The sequence below is a fragment of the Halomonas mongoliensis genome, from assembly GCF_052496345.1.
On sequence record NZ_CP199288.1, the window covers coordinates 1,260,762 to 1,281,786 of the forward strand.

The following is a 21,025-nucleotide window of genomic DNA, read 5'->3' on the forward strand; positions in this document are numbered from 1 at the left end:
GTAGCGGAGACCCCTTGCCGTGTCGAATGCCAGCTTCGAACTCCTGCCCAACTCCACCCCCACGGCCGACTCGATCCGTGAGGACATCCTCGCCAGCCCCGGCTTCGGCCAGCACTTCACCGACCATATGGCCCACGTACGCTGGACCCTGGACGCCGGCTGGCACGGCCACGAGGTACGCCCCTACGGGCCCCTGACCCTGGATCCCGCCGCCGCCGTGCTGCACTACGCCCAGGAGATCTTCGAGGGCATCAAGGCCTATCGCCACGCCGACGGCTCGGTGTGGACCTTCCGCCCCGAGAAGAACGCCGAGCGCTTCCGCCGCAGCGCCCGCCGTCTGGCCCTGCCGGAGCTCTCCGACGAGGACTTCATCGGCTCCCTCAAGGCGCTGCTGGCCCAGGACCACGCCTGGGTGCCGACGCCGAAGAGCGAGGCCGACGAGTGCAGCCTCTACCTGCGCCCCTTCATGATCGCCAGCGAGAAGTTCCTCGGCGTGCGCCCGGCCCGGGAGGTGGACTACTACGTGATCGCCTCCCCGGCGGCGGCCTACTTCAAGGGCGGCATCGAGCCGGTCTCCATCTGGCTCTCCAGCCACTACAAGCGCGCCGCACCCGGCGGCACCGGCTTCGCCAAGTGCGGCGGCAACTATGCTGCCTCCCTGGCCGCCCAGAAGGAGGCCAGCGACCACGGCTGCGGCCAGGTGGCCTTCCTGGACGCCGCCGAGAACAAGTGGATCGAGGAGCTGGGCGGCATGAACCTCTTCTTCGTGTTCAAGGATGGCCGCATCGCCACCCCGCGCCTGACCGACACCATCCTCGAGGGGGTGACCCGGGACTCGGTGCTGGCCCTGGCCAAGGACGAGGGCTTCACCCCCGAGGAGCGCCCGATCAGCATCGACGAGTGGCGCGAGGCGGCCGCCTCCGGGGAGCTGACCGAGGTGTTCGCCTGTGGCACCGCCGCGGTGATCACCCCGGTAGGCGAGCTGGTCACCGAGGAGGGGGCCATTCGCCTGAAGGAGGACAACGGCAACCCCGTGGCCAAGCGCCTGCGCACCAAGCTGCTCGACCTGCAGTATGGCCGCGCGGAAGACACTCACGGCTGGCTGACGCGCCTGGTCTGACCCCGAGCTGGAAGCTGGAAGCTGGAAGCTGGAAGCTGGAAGCTGGAAGCTGGAAGTCAGCATGATCCCGCACCCTGGGATCGAGGTTTCTCTTCAAGCTTTCAGCTTATGGCTCCCCGAAGGGGATATTCATGACCCAGATCGATTTCTACGTCCTCCCCGATACCACCCTGGAGGCGCGTCTCGACTTCGCCTGCCGGCTGGCCGAGACCATCCAGCGCAAGGGCTATCGGCTGCACCTGCACGCCGAGGACGAGGCCATGGCCCGGGCGCTGGACGAGCGGCTCTGGACCTTCCGCCCCGACGCCTATGTGCCTCACGCCCTGCTGGGCGAGGGGGAAGGAGAGGCCGGGGCCGCCCCCGATCCGCGCATCCCGGTTACCATCGGCTGGGGTGCGCCCCCCTCCCCCGACCAGGCCGTGCAGGCGCTGCTCAACCTGGCACCGGACATCCCGGAGTGGTTCTCGCGCTTCGAACGGGTCGCCGAGATCATTAACCAGCACCAGGAGGTGCTGGTGGCCAAGCGCGCCTGCTGGCAGACCTATAAAAGGCGCGGCTATCCGGTCAAGGCCCACCAGCTGCGCGGCCAGTCCGGCTGACGCCGGGCACCTCGCCGGGCTATAATCGGCCCCATTTTCATCGCCCTCTCCTGCCGTCCGACCCCCGGGTCGGCGGTACCCATTTCTGGACCCGGAACGCCCATGGACAAGACCTACCAACCCGAGCAGATCGAATCCCGCTGGTACGAGCGCTGGGAGGCCGATGGCCGCTTCGCCCCCTCCGGTGAGGGCGAGCCCTACTCCATCATGATCCCGCCGCCCAACGTCACCGGCAGCCTGCACATGGGCCACGCCTTCCAGGACACCATCATGGACACCCTGATCCGCTGGCGGCGGATGCAGGGGCGCAACACCCTGTGGCAGGTGGGCACCGACCACGCCGGCATCGCGACGCAGATGCTGGTGGAGCGCAAGGTCGCCGCCGAGGAGGGCAAGAGCCGCCACGACCTCGGCCGCGACGCCTTCATCGACAAGGTGTGGGAGTGGAAGCAGGAGTCCGGCGGCCATATCACCCGCCAGCTGCGTCGCATGGGGGCCAGCGTCGACTGGTCCCGCGAGCGCTTCACCATGGACGACGGCTTCTACAAGGCGGTCCAGGAGGTCTTCGTGCGCCTCCACAAGGAAGGGCTGATCTACCGCGGCAAGCGTCTGGTCAACTGGGACCCCACCCTGCACACCGCCATCTCCGATCTCGAGGTGGAGAACCGCGACCAGCAGGGCCAGTTCTGGCACTTCCGCTATCCGCTCGCCGACGGCGTTACCACCGACGCGGGCCTCGACCACCTGGTGGTCGCCACCACCCGTCCGGAGACCCTGCTGGGCGATACCGGCGTGGCGGTGAACCCCGAGGATCCTCGCTACGCCTCCCTGGTGGGCAAGTTCGTTACGCTTCCGCTGGTCGGCCGTCGCATCCCCATCGTTGCCGACGAGCACGCCGACATGGAGAAGGGCTCCGGCTGCGTGAAGATCACCCCGGCCCACGACTTCAACGACTACGAGGTGGGCAAGCGCCAGGGGCTGCCGCTGATCAATGTCTTTACCCAGGACGCCGCCATCCTGCCCGAGGCCGAGGCCTTCGACATTCAGGGCCGGCCGCTGCCCGATATCGACCCGAGCCTGCCCGAGGCCTACGCCGGCCTGGACCGCTTCGAGGCGCGCAAGCGGATCGTCGCCGACATGGAGGCCGCGGGGCTGCTCGAGCAGATCGAGACCGTCAGCAACACCCTCCCCTACGGCGACCGCAGCGGCGATGTCATCGAGCCGCTGCTCACGGATCAGTGGTTCGTCGCCGTGGAGAGCCTCGCCAAGCCCGCCATCGAGGCCGTCGAGAAGGGCGATATCCAGTTCGTGCCGAAGAACTACGAGAACATGTACTTCGCCTGGATGCGCGACCTGCAGGACTGGTGCATCTCCCGCCAGCTGTGGTGGGGCCACCGCATTCCTGCCTGGTACGACGCGGACGGCAACGTCTTCGTGGCCCGCAACGAGGTGGAGGCGACCCGCGACTACCTGGTCGAGCTGGCCGGCTTCATCGAACATGAGCAGGGCGACTTCGACACCGCCATGCGCCTGCGCGGCTTCAACCAGCTGCTGGGTGGCACCACCGAACTGACCCCCGACGCCCTCAAGACCATGGAGAAGCTGGGCGTGCCGCGCCTGACCCAGGACGAGGACGTGCTCGACACCTGGTTCAGCTCGGGCCTCTGGACCTTCGGCACCCTGGGCTGGCCGGAGCGCACAGCGGAGCTGCGCACCTTCCACCCCTCCAGCGTCCTGGTCACCGGCTTCGACATCATCTTCTTCTGGGTCGCCCGGATGATCATGCTGACCCTGAAGTTCACCGGCGAGGTGCCCTTCAAGCAGGTCTACGTGCACGGCCTGGTGCGCGACGGCCAGGGCCAGAAGATGTCCAAGTCGAAGGGCAATGTCCTCGACCCCATCGACCTGATCGACGGGATCGAACTGGATACGCTGGTCGAGAAGCGCACCGGCAACATGATGCAGCCCCAGAAGGCCAGGGCGATCGAGAAGGCCACCCGCGGCGAGTTCCCGGAGGGCATCGAGCCCCACGGCACCGATGCCCTGCGTTTCACCTTCCTCTCCCAGGCCACCACCGGGCGCGATATCAAGTTCGACATGGGCCGCCTGGACGGCTACCGCAACTTCTGCAACAAGCTGTGGAACGCCTCGCGCTACGTGCTGATGAACGCCGAGGGCGAGGATTGCGGGGCGGCCGGCGGCGACGTCGAGCTCTCCCTGGCCGACCGCTGGATCCTCTCGCGGCTGCAGCAGACCGCGGCCCAGGTGACGAAGGCGATGGAGGAGTTCCGCTTCGACCACGCGTCGCAGGCGCTCTATGAGTTCGTCTGGAACGAGTACTGCGACTGGTACCTGGAGCTCTCCAAGCCGGTGCTGTGGGACGAGGACGCAAGCCCTGCGGCCAAGCGCGGCACCCGCCGCACCCTGGTGCGGGTGCTGGAGTCGATCCTGCGCCTGGCCCATCCGATGATGCCCTACATCTCCGAGGAGATCTGGCAGCGCGTGGCGCCGCTCGCCGGCACCCGCCAGGGCGAGGACGACTCCATCATGGCCCAGCCCTGGCCCGCCGCCGACGAGGCGCTGCTCGATGACCAGGCGACCCGCGACATCGAGTGGCTCAAGGGGGTAATCGTGGCGGTGCGCAATATCCGCGCCGAGATGAATATCGCCCCGGGCAAGCCACTGGAGGTGCTGCTCACCAAGGGCAGCGACGCCGACCGCGAGCGCCTGGAGGCCAACCGCCGCTTCCTGGCCAAGCTGGCCAAGCTGGAGAGCATCGCCTGGCTCGACGACCCGAGCGCGGCACCGCTCTCGGCCACCCAGCTGGTGGGTGAGATGGAGGTGCTGGTGCCCATGGCCGACCTGATCGACAAGGACGCGGAGCTCGCGCGCCTCGCCAAGGAGATCGAGAAGCAGGAGAAGCTGATCGGCGGCATCGAGAAGAAACTCTCCAACGAGAGCTTCGTGGCCAAGGCCCCGGAAGCGGTGGTGGAGAAGGAGCGCGCCAAGCTAGCCGAGTTCCAGTCCGCTCACCGCCTGCTGGTGGAGCAGCGCGACAAGATCGCCGCGCTCTGAATCGGCTGCGTCACCTCACGCAAGCGGCCCGCCATCGGCGGGCCGCTTGCGTAGGGTCAGCGGCGGCACCTAGGGCCACCCCTGCCCCATCGGTGTGACGCCCCTGTTAAGGAACACTGTTCTACCAAAACCTCATCGCCTAGAATGGGCCGGGACACTTACCGACTCGCGACGCTGCCATGCCTCAGACCCACCCCTCCCTCGCCATCGGGCGCCTGCTGCTGTTCAACCTGCTGGGTGCGCTGCTGATCTTCTCCTGGCTCTCGCCGGACCTGCTGTTCTGGACGGAGATCGACGACGCCGTCTTCTTTACCACCAACGGCTGGCTTACCGAGGAGAACGACGCCTGGGTGTGGCTGGTAGCGGCCACCAACGCGCGACTCTTCGACGTGGTAAGCCTGCTGATCCTGCTGGTGATCTACCTGTGGGCCATCTCCCGGGATCCGCTGCGCGAGCAGCGCATGCTGCGCTGGGGCGGTATCGGCGTCACCATGCTGCTGGTGGCGGTGTTCATGGCCCAGGGCGTACGCATGGTGATCGACTACTCTCACCCCAGCCCCACCCTGGTCTACCAGGAGGTCAACCTGATCACCGAGATGGTCGACTTCTCCACCAAGGACAGCTCGGGCTCGAGCTTTCCCGGCGACCACGGGGTCAACCTCTTCCTCTTCGCCGCCTTCATGTGGCGCTTCGCCGGGCTGAAGGTGATGCTGGTGAGCCTGGTGGCCGCGGTGATTCTCAGCGCACCCCGCATCCTGAGCGGAGCCCACTGGTTCAGCGACGTCTACTTTGGCGCCATCGCCATCAACCTGATCATTGCCCCCTGGTTCCTGCTCACCCCGGTGGGGCCGGCCATGGCCCGCGGCATCACCGCGGGCATGGCCAGGATTCAGGCGCTGCTGCCGGGGCGCTAATTCGCCTTGCGCCAGCCGCCCAGCACTCGCTGATCGGGGCCGAAGAAGACCAGCCGGTCGTGGTCGATCAGATAGCGGTAGGCGGTCTCCAGCATCCCCTTCACCCGCGCCGCGTCCTCGCCCTGAGGGCAGGCGCGCCGGGTCGTGGCCAGCTGCGAGAACTCGATGCGCTGGTTCTCGCCGAGATTGGCGCGTCCCATCAGCTGGTTGCAGCCGTCGCTGCCGGTCACACTCCCGTCCGCCGCGATGCGAAACCAAGCGGGCTCGGGCAGGGAGAGCCGCTCGTCGGTGCCCACCAGCAGCAGGTTCCAGCGCTGTTCCACCACCGGCCCCGAGAGGCTCACCTCGCGCTCCGGCGGCGCCTCGGGGCGGCTGCCACAGGCCGCCAGCAGGGCAACGGCCGCCATCACCAGGCCCAGGCGGGCCGCAACTGTCATCTTCATGGGTGTCGTTCTTCCTTGTCGCGTGGCCGGCCGCCTACCAGCTGCCGGTGTTTTCCATGGAGGCCCAGGGCTCCTGCGGGGGCAGGGCGTCACCCTTCTGCAGCAGCTCCACCGAGATGCCGTCGGGGCTCCTGACGAAGGCCATATGGCCGTCCCGGGGCGGGCGGTTGATGGTCACGCCGTTGGCCTGGAGCTTCTCGCACAGGGCGTAGATATCGTCGACCCGATAGGCCAGGTGGCCGAAGTTGCGCCCGCCACTGTACTCCTCTGGGTCCCAGTTGTAGGTGAGCTCCAGCTCCGGCGCCTTGAGCTCGGCGGAGCGCGCCTCGTCCTCGGGGGCGGCCAGGAAGACCAGGGTGAAGCGACCCTTGTCGTTCTCCTTGCGGCGCACCTCCTTGAGGCCCAGCAGGTCGCAGTAGAAGTGCAGCGAGGCGTCGAGGTCGCTGACGCGCACCATGGTATGCAGGTACTGCATGTTCAACTCCTTGTCGGGGGAATCACGGGGCTATCGCAGATGGCGGTATCGACAACTCGAAATACCCTTGGGGGCTCAGTGAGTGTACTCGCTGAAGATCTCAGGCGTACGGTCGTCACGGTGCCAGCCCAGCACCTGGTAGTCGTCATAGCGGCCGGTCTCCATGCCCGGCGAGCCGTGGGGCATGCCCGGCACCGCCAGGCCCGCCACGTCGGGGCGCTCCTCCAGCAGGCGGCGGATGTCCGCCGCCGGCACGTGGCCCTCGATCACGTAGCCGTCCACCATGGCGGTGTGGCAGGAGGCGAGCTCAGGCGAGAGGCCCTGCTCGATCTTGATGTCACGCATCTCGCGGGTCTTGTGGCGCTCCACCGTGAAGCCCTCGGCCTCCAGGTGGTCGGCCCAGGCGCCGCAGCAGCCGCAGCCGGGGTCCTGGTACATCTCGACCACGGTGCCCGCCTGGGGGCCGGGACCCGGCATGAAGGCAAGAAAGGCAGCCAGGGCGCCACCGGCCAGCAGGCCGCCGGCAGCCAGAGGGCGAAGGGTCTTCTTCATCGCAGGATCTCCGCGGTGTAGGGTGATGGGACGATTGTCGGCATCGGCGGGGCCCTTGCCAAGGGCCTGGATCAAGTCTGCTCGCCACGGGGAACTTCAGCATGAGCCACTACTGTGACCTGGCCCCGGGCCATCCGTTTCACGGCCCCTACCACGACCGCGAGTACGGTTTCCCGGTGGCCGACGACGAGGCCCTCTTCGAGCGCCTGGCCCTGGAGATCAACCAGGCGGGGCTCTCCTGGCTCACGGTGCTGAAGAAGCGCACCGCCTTCCGGGCGGCCTTCGAGGGCTTCGCCATCGACCGGGTGGCCGCCTACGGCGAGGCCGAGCGGGCCCGGCTGCTGGCGAACGCCGGCATCATCCGCAACCGCCTCAAGGTCGAGGCGGTGATCCATAATGCCGGCGTGCTCCAGGCCCTGCGCGATGAGCACGGCAGCTTCGCCGCCTGGCTCGACCACCACCACCCGCTCTCCCATGCGGAGTGGGTCCGACTCTTCAAGGGCACCTTCCGCTTCACCGGGCCGGAGATCACCGGGGAGTTCCTGATGAGCACCGGCTATCTGCCCGGTGCCCACCGCGACGACTGCCCGGTGCAGGCACGCATCCTCGCCGCCGGGCCGCGCTGGGCGGAGGCGTAAGGGAACCCCGCCCCCGCCCGTGGCATCATAGCCGGGCACTCTCAGCGAGGAACGCCTCCCGATGGATTCGATTACCCAGGCCGCCCTGGGCGCCGCCGTGGGCGGTGCCGTGCTCGGCCGACGGCTGGGCCGCAAGGCGGTGCTGATCGGCGCCGTGCTCGGCACCCTCCCCGACCTCGATGTGGTCATCGACTACGGCGATGCCGTGGCCAACGTCACCGAGCACCGCGGCTTCTCCCACTCGCTCTTCGTGCTCACCGGGCTCGGCACCCTGCTGGCCCTGCTCACCTCGCGACTGAGAGCGGCCAGGGAGATTCCCCTCGGCCACTGGTGGCTCTTCTACGTGCTCTGCCTGACCACCCACCCGCTGCTCGACGCCCTGACCACCTACGGGACCCAGCTCTGGTGGCCGCTGAACCTGCCGCCCGTGGCCTACCCCATCGTCTTCATCATCGACCCGCTCTATACCCTGCCGCTGCTGGTGGGCATCGGCGTGGCCCTGGCCACCGGCAACGGCCGGCGCGGGCCGGCCTGGGGGCTCGCCCTCTCCAGCGCCTATCTGGTGTTTGCCTTCGGCGCCAAGCAGCTGGTGGAGCATCGCCTGGAGCCGGTGCTGGCCGAACGGGGCCTCACAGACGCACCGCGGCTGGTCCAGCCTACCCCCTTCAACACCCTGCTGTGGCGGGTCACGGTGGTGGACGGCGACGACCATCACGAGCTGCTCCTGGGCGTGCTGGACGGGGATACCCCGCCCCTGGTGGAGACCTACCGGCGCGGCGCCGAGCTGGAGGCCGCGGCCCTGGCGAGCGAGCGCGGCGCACGGCTCGACTGGTTCGCCGGCCCCTTCCTGCGCTACGAGACCCGGGAGCTCGACGGCCAAGAGACCCTGGTGGCCACCGACCTGCGTCTGGGTTTCCCCGGCTTTCACCCCTTCGCCTTCACCCTGGCCACCCGCGAGGGGGGCGACTGGCAGCCGGTGGCGGTCTCCAAGCAGCCTGCCGCCCCCTCCCGCGGCAACCGGGAGGCGCTCGCCCGGCTGGCCGGTCGCGCCCTGGCCCCGGAGCCGGCGCTGTGCACCAGCGACTTCGTCGCCGCCGGCTGGGTTCAAAAGGCACCGGAGGACTGCTGAACCCGCGGGCACAGGAACGCAGCGAGGCGGCCAGATGGCCGCCTCGCTGCGTTTCGGTACTTGCGCTCTCGGGCGCCGAACCGGGAGAGCGCCGCCTTACAGACGCTCTGCCAGGCCGTCGATGGCCTGACGAGCCTCCTTGAGCGCCGCATCGCGCTGGCCTTCGCCCATGTTGAGGCCCTCGGCGAAGACGGTCTCCACCTCCTTGATGCCGATCATGCCCAGCATCAGCTTGAGGTGCGGGGTCTGGGTATCCATCTCGGTGCCCGCGTACTGCCCCCCGCGAGCGGCCAGGATCACGGCACGCTTGCCCTCCACCAGCCCCTGGGGGCCATTCTCGGTGTAGCGGAAGGTCACGCCGGCGCGCATCACGCGGTCGAACCAGGCCTTGAGCTGGCTGGGAATGCCGAAGTTGTACATGGGCACCGCCAGCACCACCACATCGTGATCGCGCAGCTCGGCGATCAGCTCGTCGGAGCGGGCAGCCAGCTCGCGCTGCTCAGGCGTGCGCTCCTCCTCACTCACCTGCCAGCTGCCGAGCTCGGCCAGTCCGAGGTGGGGCAGTTCACTGGCCACCAGGTCGCGATGGGTCACCTCGACGCCGTCGCGGCCCTGGGCCCGGGCGATGAAGTGCTCGGCCAGGGCCTTGGACTGGCCGTTCTCACCGAGGATGGAAGCGGTAATCACGAGAGTGCGAGTGGTCATGGTGACCTCCAGAAGTCAGGCATCAGGATGATGGTCACCATGATAGATGCATTTTTTGACATAAAAAGCGCAAAAATCCGCACCCCGCGTTCGATAAAATCGATGAAACCAAGATCGAATCGCCGGGGCTTGGCGAAAAGGCATCGAGCGCAGACAGTTTTCGCCAGCCCCGGTCAGGGGGCGATGCCCTGGCCGCAGCCCCGATACTGCTCCCCGTCCACGGTCAGGGTGACCCGCGCCGGGAAGGGCTCACCGCTCATGTCGTCCAGGCAGGCGCCGGCCTCGATGCGCAGCTCGAAGGGCGTATCCCCCCGGCCGCTCTGCAGGATCACCCGCCCCGCCGCGTTGTCCATGGTGGTCACCCGGTAGGGCAGGGTCTGCTCCCGGGTGCCGTAGTCCAGGCTGAGGGTCGCTTCGGGACGGTCGTGAGCCAGGTGCACCATCCAGCCCGGCTCATTACCGCGCCCCTGGAACATCACGCCGGGGCGCTGCTGCCGGGTCAGGGCCTGGCGCCGCACATAGGCCTGACACTCCAGCCGGCCCCGCGGCGTCTCCACCACGGCCTCGGAGCCCTTGTTCCAGAAGCTGACCTCACCCTGCTCATAGCGGGCGCCACTGGCCACCACGGCGGGCGCAAGCCGCCAGGCGCCGTGGGACGACCAGAGCCGGAGCTCACCGTCCGGCCCCTGGGGGTCGGCCGTGACCAGCGCCTGATCCGGGGTGCAGCGCCAGGCGGTAAAGCTCTCGGCACCACCGGGGAAGAGCACCGAGGGCAGCAGCGGCGCATGGTCGCCCGAGGTGATCGGCGCGGGCGAAGTGGCGGTGGCGCAGCCACCCAGCAGCAGGGCCGCCCCGAGGACGGCGGGAGCGATAAGGCGGGACATGGCATCTCCTTGCGAGGGTCGCGATTCCTTGACCCGCCGAGCATAGCAGCCGCCGCTATCGGCGGCTGCTCGCGCTGGCTCAACGCTGCGCCCCCGGGCACTCGGGCCGACCCACGGCGGCGCCTCGTTCCGAATCAGCCGAAGCGCCGGCGCAGCTGCCGTGCCGCCTCCACCATATTGGCCAGGGCCGGTTCCACCTCCTCCCAGCGACGGGTCTTGAGGCCGCAGTCCGGGTTGACCCAGAGTCTCTCCACCGGGATGCGCTCGGCAGCCTTCTCCATCAGCGCCACCATCCAGGCCACGTCCGGCACATTGGGCGAGTGGATGTCGTAGACCCCGGGGCCGATCTCGTTGGGGTAGGCGAACTCCCGGAAGGCATCGAGCAGTTCCATGTCCGAGCGGGAAGTCTCGATGGTGATCACATCGGCATCCAGGGCGGCGATGGACTCGATGATGTCGTTGAACTCCGAGTAGCACATGTGGGTATGGATCTGGGTCTCGTCGCCCACGCCGGCGGCGCTGAGCCGGAAACACTCCACCGCCCAGGCCAGGTAGGCCGGCCACTCCCCCTGGCGCAGCGGCAGCCCCTCGCGAAGCGCCGGCTCGTCGATCTGGATGGCACGAATGCCCGCCGCTTCCAGATCGCACACCTCGTCGCGCAGGGCCAGGGCGATCTGGCGGCAGGTGGTCTCCCGGGGCTGATCATCGCGCACGAAGGCCCACTGCAGCATGGTGACCGGGCCGGTCAGCATGCCCTTCATGGGCCTGTCGGTCAGCGACTGAGCGTACCGGCTCCAGCGCACCGTCATGGGCCCGGGACGGCTGACGTCACCATAGATCACCGGCGGCTTGACGCAGCGTGAGCCGTAGCTTTGCACCCAGCCGAAGCGGGTGAAGGCGTAGCCGTCGAGCTGCTCGCCGAAGTACTCCACCATGTCGTTGCGCTCCGGTTCACCGTGCACCGGCATGTCGATGCCGAGCGCCTCCTGGCGCGCCACGGCGTAGGCGATCTCCTCCTCCATGCGCGCCTCGTACTCGTCCCGGGAGAGCTCACCGGCCTTGAGGGCTCGGCGGGCGGCGCGGATGGCACCGGTCTGGGGAAAGGAGCCAATGGTGGTGGTGGGAAGGAGCGGCAGCTTGAGAGCCCGACGCTGGGCCTCGGCGCGCACCCCATAGGGGCTGCGACGCTCATGGTCCGCCGGCTCGACGCCTGCCAGGCGGTCGGCCACCTCGGGGCGGTGAATTCGCGGCGAGTCGCGCCGCGCCTGCAGCGCCTCGGTGGCCGCCTCCAGGCGCCGACGATCGACCTCGGTGGCGCGACCATCGAGCAGGCGGGCCAGGGTCACCGTCTCGTCGAGCTTCTGGCGGGCAAAGGCGAGCCAGCTTGCGAGCTCCGGGTCGAGGTCGCGCTCGCGCGTGAGGTCCACCGGCACGTGAAGCAGCGAGCAGGAGGGCGCGATCCAGAGGCGCCTGCCCAGGCGCATGCGCGCCGAGGCGAGGCGCTCGCGCAGCAGGGCCAGGTCGGCCCGCCAGACGTTGCGCCCGTCGATGGCGCCTACCGAGAGCACCTTGTAGCCGGGCAGGCGATCGAGCACGGCGTCGAGCTGCTCCGGCGCCCGCACCGCATCGATATGCAGACCGTCCACCGGCAGGCCCACCGCCAGATTCAGGTTGTCTCCCAGGCCGCCGAAGTAGCTGGCCAGCAGCAGCTTGACCGGGGCGCGGCCGAGCACGCTGTAGGCGGCCTCATAGGCCTGCTGCCAGGCCGTCGGCAGCTCCTGCACCAGCGCCGGCTCATCGAGCTGGACCCACTCCACGCCCTGTTCGCCGAGGCGGGCCAACAGCTCGGCATAGACCGGCAGCAGCTCCTCGAGCAGCGCCAGGCGATCGAAGGACTGCTCGCCCTTCTCCTTGCCCAGCCAGAGCCAGGTGAGCGGCCCGAGCAGGCTCACCTTCACCGGATGCCCCAGGGCCTGGGCCTCGGCCACCTGATCGAAGAGGCGCGAGGAGGCCAGGCGGAAGCGCTGCCCGGCGTGCAGCTCGGGCACCAGGTAGTGGTAGTTGGTATCGAAATACTTGGTCATCTCGCAGGCGGCGGTAGGCTCACCGCTGGGCGCCCGGCCCCGAGCCATGCGAAAGGCGGTATCCAGCCCCACTTCGCCGGCGGCGATCTCCTCCTCGGCCCGGAAGCGCGCCGGGACGGCCCCCAGGGTCACGGAGAGGTCCAGCACCTGATCGTAGAAGGCGAAGTCCCCCACGGTGACCAGGTCCAGCCCCGCCTCGCGCTGGGCCGCCCAGTGGCGGGCACGCAGCTCACGGCCGGCGCTTTCCAGCCCGTCACGATCGAGGCTCCCCTGCCAGTAGGCCTCGACGGCCCGCTTGAGCTCGCGGTCGGCGCCGATACGCGGATAGCCCAAAACATGAGATAAAGTCATGAAAAACTCCTTTGGCATGAATAATTCAACAGAGTCTGGCTGGCCACAAGGAGTGAATCAAACTAAACTTTCTAATCTTTAAAATGAAAGCGGCTCACAATGATGCTGGAACTTCGCCACCTACGCACCCTGATCGCCCTGCGCGATGCCGGCTCCCTCGTCGAGGCCGCCGAGCGGGTTCACCTCACCCAGTCTGCCCTCTCCCACCAGATCAAGGACCTGGAGGAGCGCCTGGGCAACCCGCTGTTCGTGCGCAAGACCCGGCCGGTGGAGTTCACCCGCGCCGGCCAGCGGCTGCTGACCCTGGCCGAGCAGGTGCTGCCGCTGGTGCGCATGGCAGAGCGGGACCTGGCGCGCCTGGCCGGCAACGAGCAGGGTCGCCTGCACATGGCCATCGAATGCCACAGCTGCTTCCAGTGGCTGATGCCCACCATCGACCACTTCCGCGACCACTGGCCCGAGGTGGAGATCGATATCCCGGGGGGGCATCACTTCGATCCGCTGCCGGCCCTGGCCCGAGAGCAGCTCGACCTGGTGATCACCGCCGACCCCCAGCCGCTGCCCGGCATCCACTACGAGCCGCTGTTCCGCTACGAGGGGCTGCTGGCGGTGGCACGCCAGCACCGGCTGGCCGGCAAGGCCTTCGTCACCCCCGAGGCCCTGGCCGAGGAGACCCTGATCACCTACCCGGTAGAGCACTCGCGCCTGGACGTCTTCACCCAGTTCCTGGAGCCCGCCGGGGTACGCCCCAGAGAGGTACGCACCGCCGAACTGACCATCATGATGATGCAGCTGGTGGCCAGCGGCCGCGGCGTCTGTGCGCTGCCCAACTGGGCGCTGACCGAGTACCTGGAGCGGGACTACGTCAAGGCGGTCGCCCTGGGTGAGAAGGGAGTCTGGAGCACGCTCTTCGCGGCGATTCGCGAAGAGACACGCCAGGCGCCCTGGATGGAGGACTTCCTGCGCACCGCCCGGGAAACCTCCTTCGCGGTGCTGGAGGGCATCAAGCCGGCGTAGTGGCCGTGCCCTCGGGCCGCTGGGGCAGCAGCAGGGTGAAGCGTGCGCCGCCAAGTTCGGGGCTATCATCCACCCCGACGCTGCCGCCGTGCCAGCTCATCACCTTCTGGACGATGGAGAGCCCCAGCCCGTAACCGCCGGAGCGGCGCGTGCGGCTGTCATCGAGCCTGGCGAAGGGCTTGAAGATCGCCTGTCGCTCGCCGGCGGGGACGCCCGGGCCGTCATCCTCCACGTCGATACGCACCAGGCGCGGCTCGCTGCCGAGTCGAATCACCACCCGAGAGCGAGCGTGGCGGCAGGCGTTGGCGACCAGGTTCTGCAGCGCCCGCTGCAGATAGCGCGGCTCGGCCAGCGCCTCCACCTCGGGCCCGTCGGCCAGCGTGATGGCGAGCTGGCCGTGCAGCGGCGCCAGGGCCGCGATCACCCGCTCGGCCATGGCACGGCACTCCACCAGACCGGCCTCCATCTCGCGGCCGTTGACCGCATCGCTGCCCAGCCGCGCATAGGTCAGGATCTCGTCGACCAGGCCGTCCAGCTCCTCGATGTCGCCGTCGATGCCCTCCAGCTGACGGCGTACGGCCGGGTCATCGGTCATGTCCTCGACCATCTGCACGGCAAAGCGGATGCGGGCCACCGGGGTCCGCAGCTCGTGGGAGACCGCACGGATCATGTCCTGCTGGGCGCGCAGCAGCTGCTGCACCTGGGCGGCCATGCCGTTGAAGGCCATGCCCAGGCGTCCCAGGAAGTCGCCGCTCTCCACCTTGACCCGGGTATCGAGTCGGCCGGCGGCGATACGCGTGGCAGCGAGCTCCAGGCGCGCCATGCGCGCCTCTATCCCACGGATCAGCAGGTAGATGGTCGCCCCCAGCACGGCCAGCAGGATCAGCGCCACCAGCAGCTGCAGCGACCCCGGCACCGGGTCGAAGGCCTCCACCGGCCCGATGGTCAGCCAGCTCGCCTCGCCCCCGCCGGGCAGCGCCAGGTACATGGCCATGGACCAGCGTCCGGGAAACAGTCGGATGACCACCTCGCCGTCGACCAGCCGGCCCAGCTGGTAGGCATCCAGCCCCTCCGGCGGGGCATCACCCAGCGTCATCGGCACACCGCTGCCGGCCACCTGGTCGAGGCGCGACCGCCGCTCTCCCGACTCGGCCTCGGCCAGCCACTCGCCGAGCAGCTCGGTCAGCCCGCGCAGCTGCTGCTCGCTCAGGCTGGCGAGGTCCACCTGCAGCAGACGCTCGCCGTCGGGCAGCAGCTTCTGCAGGCGCCAGCCCTGCTCCCTGCGCTCCTGGACCAGCACCTTGCCGCGCTCCAGGCGCAGCCTTGAGAAGTACCCCAGCGTCAGGGTCTCCAGGGGCAGCACGCTGGGGGTCAGGTCGAGGCGCCGGGCCTGGGCCTCGAGCCAATCGGCATGGGTGCCGGCGGGCAGCACCTCCAGGCGCTGGGCGAGCAGGCGCATGGGCACCTCGGCGAGCTGCTCGCGATGGTGCTCGCGACGCACCTGATCCACCATCGCCACGCCCAGCAGGGCAAGGCCGAAGGTCAGCAGCAGGGCCAGCGCCAGCAGCACATAGACGCGCAGGAAGGCACTGTCGGCCAGCACCCGCCGCATGGCTCAGCTCTCCCTGACGAAGAGGTAGCCCTTGCTGCGCACCGTCTTGATGCGGTGCGGCTGGTTGGGATCGTCGCCGATCTTGGGGCGAATGCGCGACACTCGCACATCGATGGAGCGATCCTGGCCGTCGTACTTGATGCCGCGCAGCTGGGCAAAGATCTCCTCCCGGGTCAGCACCCGGCCGGCATTGCTGGCCAGCAGCCAGAGCAGGTCGAACTCGGCGCTGGTGAGGTCGATCCGCTCGCCCTCCAGCCACGCCTCGCGGGTCGCGCTGTCGATCTCCAGGTTGCCGAAGCTGAGGCGGGGCTCGTCGCCCCCCTCGGCGCTCTCGGCGCGGCGCAGCAGGGCGCGCATGCGCGCCAACAGCACCCGGGGCTGCACCGGCTTGGGCACATAGTCATCGGCGCCCATCTCCAGACCCAGCACCTGATCCATATCGTCGGTGCGAGCCGTCAGCATCAGGATCGGCCCGGGATAGTCACCGCGCACCCGGCGACAGATCGAGAGGCCATCCTCGCCGGGCAGCATCAGGTCAAGAATCACCAGATCCGGCCTCAGCGCCAGAATCTGGTCAACGCCACGGGCACCGTCGGGCTCCAGCGTGACGCGGAAGCCGTTGGCTTCCAGGTAGTCGCGGGTCAGGTCGGCCAGGCGCTCATCATCCTCGATGATCAGCACGTGATCCTGTTCCCGTGGTTCCAGGGTCTCATCCATCCTAAAGGTCCATCCTGACTGGCAGGTGATCGGTCGGGCGGCGCCGCATGGCATACCGCCAATAGCTAAAGGATACCCGAAATCGTCGCATGCGCCTGCCTGTTGCCACATGACGACAGCCCGGAGGCGCGCTCGCCCCCGGCCCTCCCCGCAGGCGGGTATGGCCGCGCCCGAATCGACGACTTGCAGGCGGCGCATCAACACACTATCTTGTGCCGCGAAACCTAAAAGACACTACATGCTGTATATCGAGCCGTCACCGGCGGATAGCGCCTCCACCTTATCTTCACCACCAGACAGGGATTTCCGGCACCATGGATACCTCCGATACGCCCTCCGTTACCGTCACCGCCCCGCAGCGCCTGCGCGTCATCAAGCGCACCGGCGACCTGGTGCCCTTCGATGCCGGCAAGATCGCCGTGGCCATGCGCAAGGCCTTCCTGGCCGTCGAGGGCGATAACGCCGACGCCTCCTCCCGGGTGCGCGACTTAGCCGAGCAGGCCTCCGCCGCTATCGAGCAGGCCTTCCTGCGTCGCCTGCCCGACGGCGGCACCGTGCATATCGAGGATATCCAGGACCAGGTAGAGCTGGCGCTGATGCGCGCCGGCGAGCAGAAGGTCGCCCGCGCCTACGTGCTCTACCGGGAGGCCCATGCCCGGGCCCGCGCCGAGGCCGGCGACATCGCCAGGCCCCATCCGAGCCTCAACGTAACCCTGGCCGACGGCTCCACCCGTCCCCTGGATCTGGGCCGCATCGACACCCTGGTCCAGGATGCCTGCGCGGGCCTGGAGAACGTCGATCCGCAGCGCATCGTCGAGGAGTCGCTGAAGAACCTCTACGACGGCGTGACCGTCGACGGCGTCTCCCAGGCGCTGATGATGACTGCCCGCACCCTGGTGGAGAAGGAGCCCAACTATACCTATGTCACCGCCCGCCTGCTGCAGGACAACCTGCGTCGCGAGGCTCTCTCCTTCCTGGGCATCGCCGAGGAGGCTACCTACCAGGAGATGGCCGAGCTCTACCGGCCCGCTTTCCTGGCCTATATCGAACGCGGCATCGCCTTCGAACAGCTCGACCCCGCCCTTGCCGAGTTCGACCTGGAGCGGCTGGGCGCCGCCCTGGACCATACCCGGGACAGCGCCTTCACCTACCTGGGGCTGCAGACCCTCTACGACCGTTACTTCCTGCACCGGGACGAGGTGCGCTTCGAGCTGCCCCAGGTGATGTTCATGCGCGTGGCCATGGGCCTAGCGCTGAACGAGGACGACCGCGAGGCGCGGGCCATCGAATTCTACGACCTGCTCTCACGCTTCGACTACATGGCCTCCACCCCGACCCTGTTCAATGCGGGCACCGTCAGAAGCCAGCTCTCCAGCTGCTACCTGACCACGGTGCCGGACGACCTCGACGGCATCTACAGTGCCATTCGCGACAATGCCCTGCTCTCCAAGTGGGCCGGCGGGCTAGGCAACGACTGGACGCCGGTGCGCGCCCTGGGTGCCTGGATCAAGGGCACCAACGGCAGGAGCCAGGGCGTGGTCCCCTTCCTCAAGGTGGTCAACGATACCGCTGTGGCGGTAAACCAGGGCGGCAAGCGCAAGGGCGCGGTGTGCGCCTACCTGGAGACCTGGCACCTGGATATCGAGGAGTTCCTGGAGCTGCGCAAGAACACCGGCGACGACCGCCGCCGCACCCACGACATGAACACCGCCAACTGGGTGCCCGACCTCTTCATGAAGCGGGTCTTCGAGGACGCCGAGTGGACGCTCTTCTCCCCCTCTACCTGCCCCGATCTCCACGACCTCTACGGCGCCGCCTTCGAGAGGCGCTACGAGGAGTACGAGGCGATGACCCGCACCGGAGAGATCACCCTCTTCAAGCGGATGCCCGCCAAGGACCTGTGGCGCCGAATGCTCTCCATGCTGTTCGAGACCGGCCACCCCTGGATCACCTTCAAGGATCCCTGCAACCTGCGTAGCCCCCAGCAGCATGCCGGCGTGGTGCACTCCTCCAACCTCTGCACCGAGATCACGCTGAACACCAGCGCCGACGAGGTGGCGGTATGCAACCTGGGCTCGATCAACCTGGCCGCCCATGTCATCGACGGCGAGCTCGACGACGCCAAGCTCAAGCGCACCGTGCGCACCGCGGTACGCATGCTCGACAACGTCATCGACATCAACTACTACGCGGTGCCCCAGGCCAGGCGCGCCAACTTCCGGCATCGTCCGGTGGGGCTCGGCATCATGGGCTTCCAGGACGCTCTCTACGCTCAGGATATCGCCTACGCCAGTGATGCCGCCGTCGCCTTCGCCGACCGCTCCATGGAGCAGGTCAGCTATCACGCCATCGAAGCCTCCTCGGACCTCGCCGCCGAGCGCGGCCGCTACGAGAGCTTCGACGGCTCGCTGTGGAGCCAGGGCATCCTGCCCATCGACTCCCTGGAGAAGCTGCGCCTGGAGCGGGGCGAGAGCTACCTCGACGTGGACACCTCCGCGACACTGGACTGGGCCGCGCTGCGCGACAAGATCGCCGACCAGGGCATGCGCAACTCCAACGTGATGGCCATCGCCCCCACGGCGACCATCTCCAATATCTGCGGCGTCTCCCAGTCCATCGAGCCGACCTACCAGAACCTCTACGTGAAGTCGAACCTCTCCGGCGAGTTCACCGTGGTCAACGCCCACCTGGTCCACGACCTCAAGGCCCGCGGCCTGTGGGACGAGGTGATGATCAACGACCTCAAGTACTACGACGGTTCGGTACAGCCCATCGAGCGCATCCCCGACGAGCTCAAGACCAAATACGCCACCGCCTTCGAGGTGGAACCGAAGTGGCTGGTGGAGGCCGCGGCGCGGCGCCAGAAGTGGCTCGACCAGGCCCAGTCCCTGAACCTCTACATCAAGGGGGTCTCCGGCAAGAAGCTCGACGTGACCTACCGCATGGCCTGGCTGCGCGGCCTCAAGACCACCTACTACCTGCGCGCCCTGGGTGCCACCTCGGTGGAGAAGTCCACCGTGGAGCGCGGCACCCTCAATGCGGTGAGCAATCAGGCGCCGGGCGCCAACGCCCCGGCCCCCCAGCCGCCGGCCAGTGAACCAAGGGGCGTGGAGGACTTCCTGACCGGCAAGGCGGGAAGCGGCTCCAGGGCGCCGAGCGCGGGCGACCTCGACGAGCTGGGCTGCGAAGCCTGCCAATAAAGCGTTAAGCCGGAAACTGTAAGTCTGTAGGAGCGCAGTTCACTGCGCGATTGGCGCCGACAGGCGCCCCGGGGACGCTGTGGCCAGCGGCCCGGCCATCGCCCGGCAAGCCGGGCTCCTACAGACATCCGGACCACATACCGGGAGAGACAAAGATGCTGAACTGGGACGAATTTCACGAAGACGAACAGAGCGTTACCGAGCCAGCCGCCAAGGCGGCACCGGCCCCCGCCGCCAAGCCGCAGCCGGAAGCCCCGCAAGACGACGCCCAGCCCGCCGCCGTTGCCGAGCGCCATGGCAGCTATCAGGTGGCCGAGGGCGACCGCCTGGCGCGGGCCCGCAAGTCCCTGGAGGAGCTCGACGTGGCCGCCGGCCTGGAAGAGCTGGAGATGGGCGCGGCGCGTATTCAGGTCGACGACAAGCAGATGATCAACGCCCGCGCCGACCTCAACCAGCTGGTGCCCTTCAAGTACGAGTGGGCCTGGCAGAAGTACCTGGACGGCAGCGCCAACCACTGGATGCCCCAGGAAGTGAACATGACCGCCGACATCGCCCTGTGGAAGAGCCAGGACGGCCTGACCGCGGACGAGCGGCGCATCGTGGAGCGCAGCCTGGGCTATTTCTCCACCGCCGATTCGCTGGTCGCCAACAACCTGGTGCTGGCCCTCTACCGGCTGATCACCAACCCCGAGTGCCGCCAGTACCTGCTGCGCCAGGCCTTCGAGGAGGCGATCCATACCCACGCCTACCAGTACTGCGTGGAGTCGCTGGGCATGGACGAGGGCGAGGTCTTCAACATGTACCGGGAGGTGCCTTCGGTGGCCGCCAAGTCCGCCTGGAGCCTCAAGCACACCCAGTCCCTGGCGCGCCCCGACTTCCAGACCGGCACGCCGGAGACCGACCAGGAGCTGCTGCGCAACCTGGTGGCCTTCTACTGCGTGACCGAGGGGATCTTCTTCTACTGCGGCTTCAGCCAGATCCTCTCCATGGGGCGCCGCAACAAGATGACCGGCGTGGCCGAGCAGTTCCAGTACATCCTGCGCGACGAGTCCATGCACCTGAACTTCGGCGTGGACATGATCAACCAGATCAAGATCGAGAACCCGCACCTCTGGACCCCGGAGTTCCAGGACGAGGTGACCCAGATGATCCTCGAGGGCACCGAGCTCGAGATCGCCTACGCCCGGGACACCATGCCCCGCGGCGTGCTGGGCATGAACGCGGCGATCATGGAGGAGTACCTGCACTTCATCTGCAACCGCCGCCTGGCCCAGATCGGCCTGAAGGAGCAGTTCCCTGGCGCCCAGAACCCCTTCCCCTGGATGAGCGAGATCATCGACCTGCGCAAGGAGAAGAACTTCTTCGAGACCCGGGTCACCGAGTACCAGGTGGGCGGCGCGCTGAGCTGGGACTGAGCCCCCTCACGACTCCCTCCGGGCGACTATCCCGGAGGGAGTATTGCCGAAGCGCCCACCGCGGGCCCAGACTGAACCCATGAGTGGACCTGCCG

At 68.1% G+C, this 21,025-nt stretch carries 17 protein-coding genes; 9 read left to right on the forward strand and 8 right to left on the reverse strand.

What is annotated here, in order from left to right; genetic code table 11:
* Nucleotides 1-19 precede the first annotated feature (19 nt).
* The 4 genes from ACRYRV_RS05870 (at nucleotide 20) to ACRYRV_RS05885 (ending at nucleotide 5,708) form a co-directional block, all read left to right on the forward strand.
* Nucleotides 20-1,120 (forward strand): branched-chain amino acid aminotransferase, encoded by a 1,101-nt coding sequence (locus tag ACRYRV_RS05870; RefSeq protein ID WP_253448865.1) that lies wholly within the window; start codon nucleotides 20-22, stop codon nucleotides 1,118-1,120.
* 131 nt (nucleotides 1,121-1,251) lie between these two features.
* Nucleotides 1,252-1,719, forward strand: coding sequence for a DNA polymerase III subunit chi (locus ACRYRV_RS05875; protein WP_444985679.1), 468 nt, complete (start codon nucleotides 1,252-1,254; stop codon nucleotides 1,717-1,719).
* A 102-nt stretch (nucleotides 1,720-1,821) separates the two neighbouring features.
* Nucleotides 1,822-4,794 carry a valine--tRNA ligase gene (locus ACRYRV_RS05880; protein WP_444985678.1) on the forward strand — a complete coding sequence of 991 codons (2,973 nt, stop codon included), beginning with the start codon at nucleotides 1,822-1,824 and terminating at the stop codon, nucleotides 4,792-4,794.
* 179 nt (nucleotides 4,795-4,973) lie between these two features.
* Nucleotides 4,974-5,708 carry a phosphatase PAP2 family protein gene (locus ACRYRV_RS05885; protein WP_309637071.1) on the forward strand — a complete coding sequence of 245 codons (735 nt, stop codon included), beginning with the start codon at nucleotides 4,974-4,976 and terminating at the stop codon, nucleotides 5,706-5,708.
* Here ACRYRV_RS05885 and ACRYRV_RS05890 read toward each other — a convergent pair.
* From ACRYRV_RS05890 to ACRYRV_RS05900, 3 genes are all read right to left on the reverse strand, one after another.
* A complete protein-coding gene (locus tag ACRYRV_RS05890; protein WP_309637070.1) occupies nucleotides 5,705-6,151 on the reverse strand; it encodes an META domain-containing protein in 447 nt (148 codons plus the stop codon). The genes ACRYRV_RS05885 and ACRYRV_RS05890 overlap by 4 nt on opposite strands.
* A gap of 34 nt (nucleotides 6,152-6,185) precedes the next feature.
* Nucleotides 6,186-6,626: a lactoylglutathione lyase gene (gene gloA, locus ACRYRV_RS05895; RefSeq protein ID WP_253448853.1), complete on the reverse strand. Its 441-nt coding sequence runs from the start codon at nucleotides 6,624-6,626 to the stop codon at nucleotides 6,186-6,188.
* A 75-nt stretch (nucleotides 6,627-6,701) separates the two neighbouring features.
* Nucleotides 6,702-7,178 carry a DUF411 domain-containing protein gene (locus ACRYRV_RS05900; protein ID WP_309637068.1) on the reverse strand — a complete coding sequence of 159 codons (477 nt, stop codon included), beginning with the start codon at nucleotides 7,176-7,178 and terminating at the stop codon, nucleotides 6,702-6,704.
* A gap of 101 nt (nucleotides 7,179-7,279) precedes the next feature.
* On the opposite strand from ACRYRV_RS05900, the gene ACRYRV_RS05905 reads away from it, so the two are divergent.
* Together ACRYRV_RS05905 and ACRYRV_RS05910 are read left to right on the forward strand one after the other, a co-directional pair.
* Nucleotides 7,280-7,816, forward strand: a complete 537-nt coding sequence (locus ACRYRV_RS05905) for a DNA-3-methyladenine glycosylase I (protein WP_444985677.1) — start codon at nucleotides 7,280-7,282, stop codon at nucleotides 7,814-7,816.
* 61 nt (nucleotides 7,817-7,877) lie between these two features.
* Nucleotides 7,878-8,945 (forward strand): metal-dependent hydrolase, encoded by a 1,068-nt coding sequence (locus ACRYRV_RS05910; RefSeq protein WP_309637066.1) that lies wholly within the window; start codon nucleotides 7,878-7,880, stop codon nucleotides 8,943-8,945.
* A 96-nt stretch (nucleotides 8,946-9,041) separates the two neighbouring features.
* On the opposite strand, the gene ACRYRV_RS05915 is transcribed toward ACRYRV_RS05910, so the two are convergent.
* From ACRYRV_RS05915 to metE, 3 genes are all read right to left on the reverse strand, one after another.
* A complete protein-coding gene (locus ACRYRV_RS05915; RefSeq protein WP_444985676.1) occupies nucleotides 9,042-9,650 on the reverse strand; it encodes an FMN-dependent NADH-azoreductase in 609 nt (202 codons plus the stop codon).
* A 173-nt stretch (nucleotides 9,651-9,823) separates the two neighbouring features.
* Nucleotides 9,824-10,534 carry a COG3650 family protein gene (locus tag ACRYRV_RS05920; RefSeq protein ID WP_309637064.1) on the reverse strand — a complete coding sequence of 237 codons (711 nt, stop codon included), beginning with the start codon at nucleotides 10,532-10,534 and terminating at the stop codon, nucleotides 9,824-9,826.
* A 134-nt stretch (nucleotides 10,535-10,668) separates the two neighbouring features.
* Nucleotides 10,669-12,969 (reverse strand): 5-methyltetrahydropteroyltriglutamate--homocysteine S-methyltransferase, encoded by a 2,301-nt coding sequence (gene metE, locus ACRYRV_RS05925; protein ID WP_444985675.1) that lies wholly within the window; start codon nucleotides 12,967-12,969, stop codon nucleotides 10,669-10,671.
* A 102-nt stretch (nucleotides 12,970-13,071) separates the two neighbouring features.
* Between metE and ACRYRV_RS05930 the strand changes: the two genes are divergently transcribed.
* Complete coding sequence (locus ACRYRV_RS05930; RefSeq protein ID WP_253451965.1) at nucleotides 13,072-13,986, forward strand: LysR family transcriptional regulator; 915 nt, start codon at nucleotides 13,072-13,074, stop codon at nucleotides 13,984-13,986.
* Here ACRYRV_RS05930 and ACRYRV_RS05935 read toward each other — a convergent pair.
* Nucleotides 13,973-15,598 carry an ATP-binding protein gene (locus ACRYRV_RS05935; RefSeq protein WP_309637062.1) on the reverse strand — a complete coding sequence of 542 codons (1,626 nt, stop codon included), beginning with the start codon at nucleotides 15,596-15,598 and terminating at the stop codon, nucleotides 13,973-13,975. The genes ACRYRV_RS05930 and ACRYRV_RS05935 overlap by 14 nt on opposite strands.
* 3 nt (nucleotides 15,599-15,601) lie before the next feature.
* On the reverse strand, nucleotides 15,602-16,315 hold the full coding sequence (locus ACRYRV_RS05940) for a winged helix-turn-helix domain-containing protein (RefSeq protein ID WP_309637061.1): 714 nt from the start codon (nucleotides 16,313-16,315) through the stop codon (nucleotides 15,602-15,604).
* A 314-nt stretch (nucleotides 16,316-16,629) separates the two neighbouring features.
* Between ACRYRV_RS05940 and ACRYRV_RS05945 the strand changes: the two genes are divergently transcribed.
* Both ACRYRV_RS05945 and ACRYRV_RS05950 read left to right on the forward strand, forming a co-directional pair.
* Nucleotides 16,630-19,515 carry a ribonucleoside-diphosphate reductase subunit alpha gene (locus tag ACRYRV_RS05945; protein ID WP_444985674.1) on the forward strand — a complete coding sequence of 962 codons (2,886 nt, stop codon included), beginning with the start codon at nucleotides 16,630-16,632 and terminating at the stop codon, nucleotides 19,513-19,515.
* Nucleotides 19,516-19,670: 155 nt separating this feature from the next.
* The gene (locus tag ACRYRV_RS05950; RefSeq protein WP_309637059.1) at nucleotides 19,671-20,930 is read left to right on the forward strand and encodes a ribonucleotide-diphosphate reductase subunit beta; all 1,260 of its coding nucleotides are present in this window, start codon (nucleotides 19,671-19,673) and stop codon (nucleotides 20,928-20,930) included.
* Nucleotides 20,931-21,025: the final 95 nt, after the last annotated feature.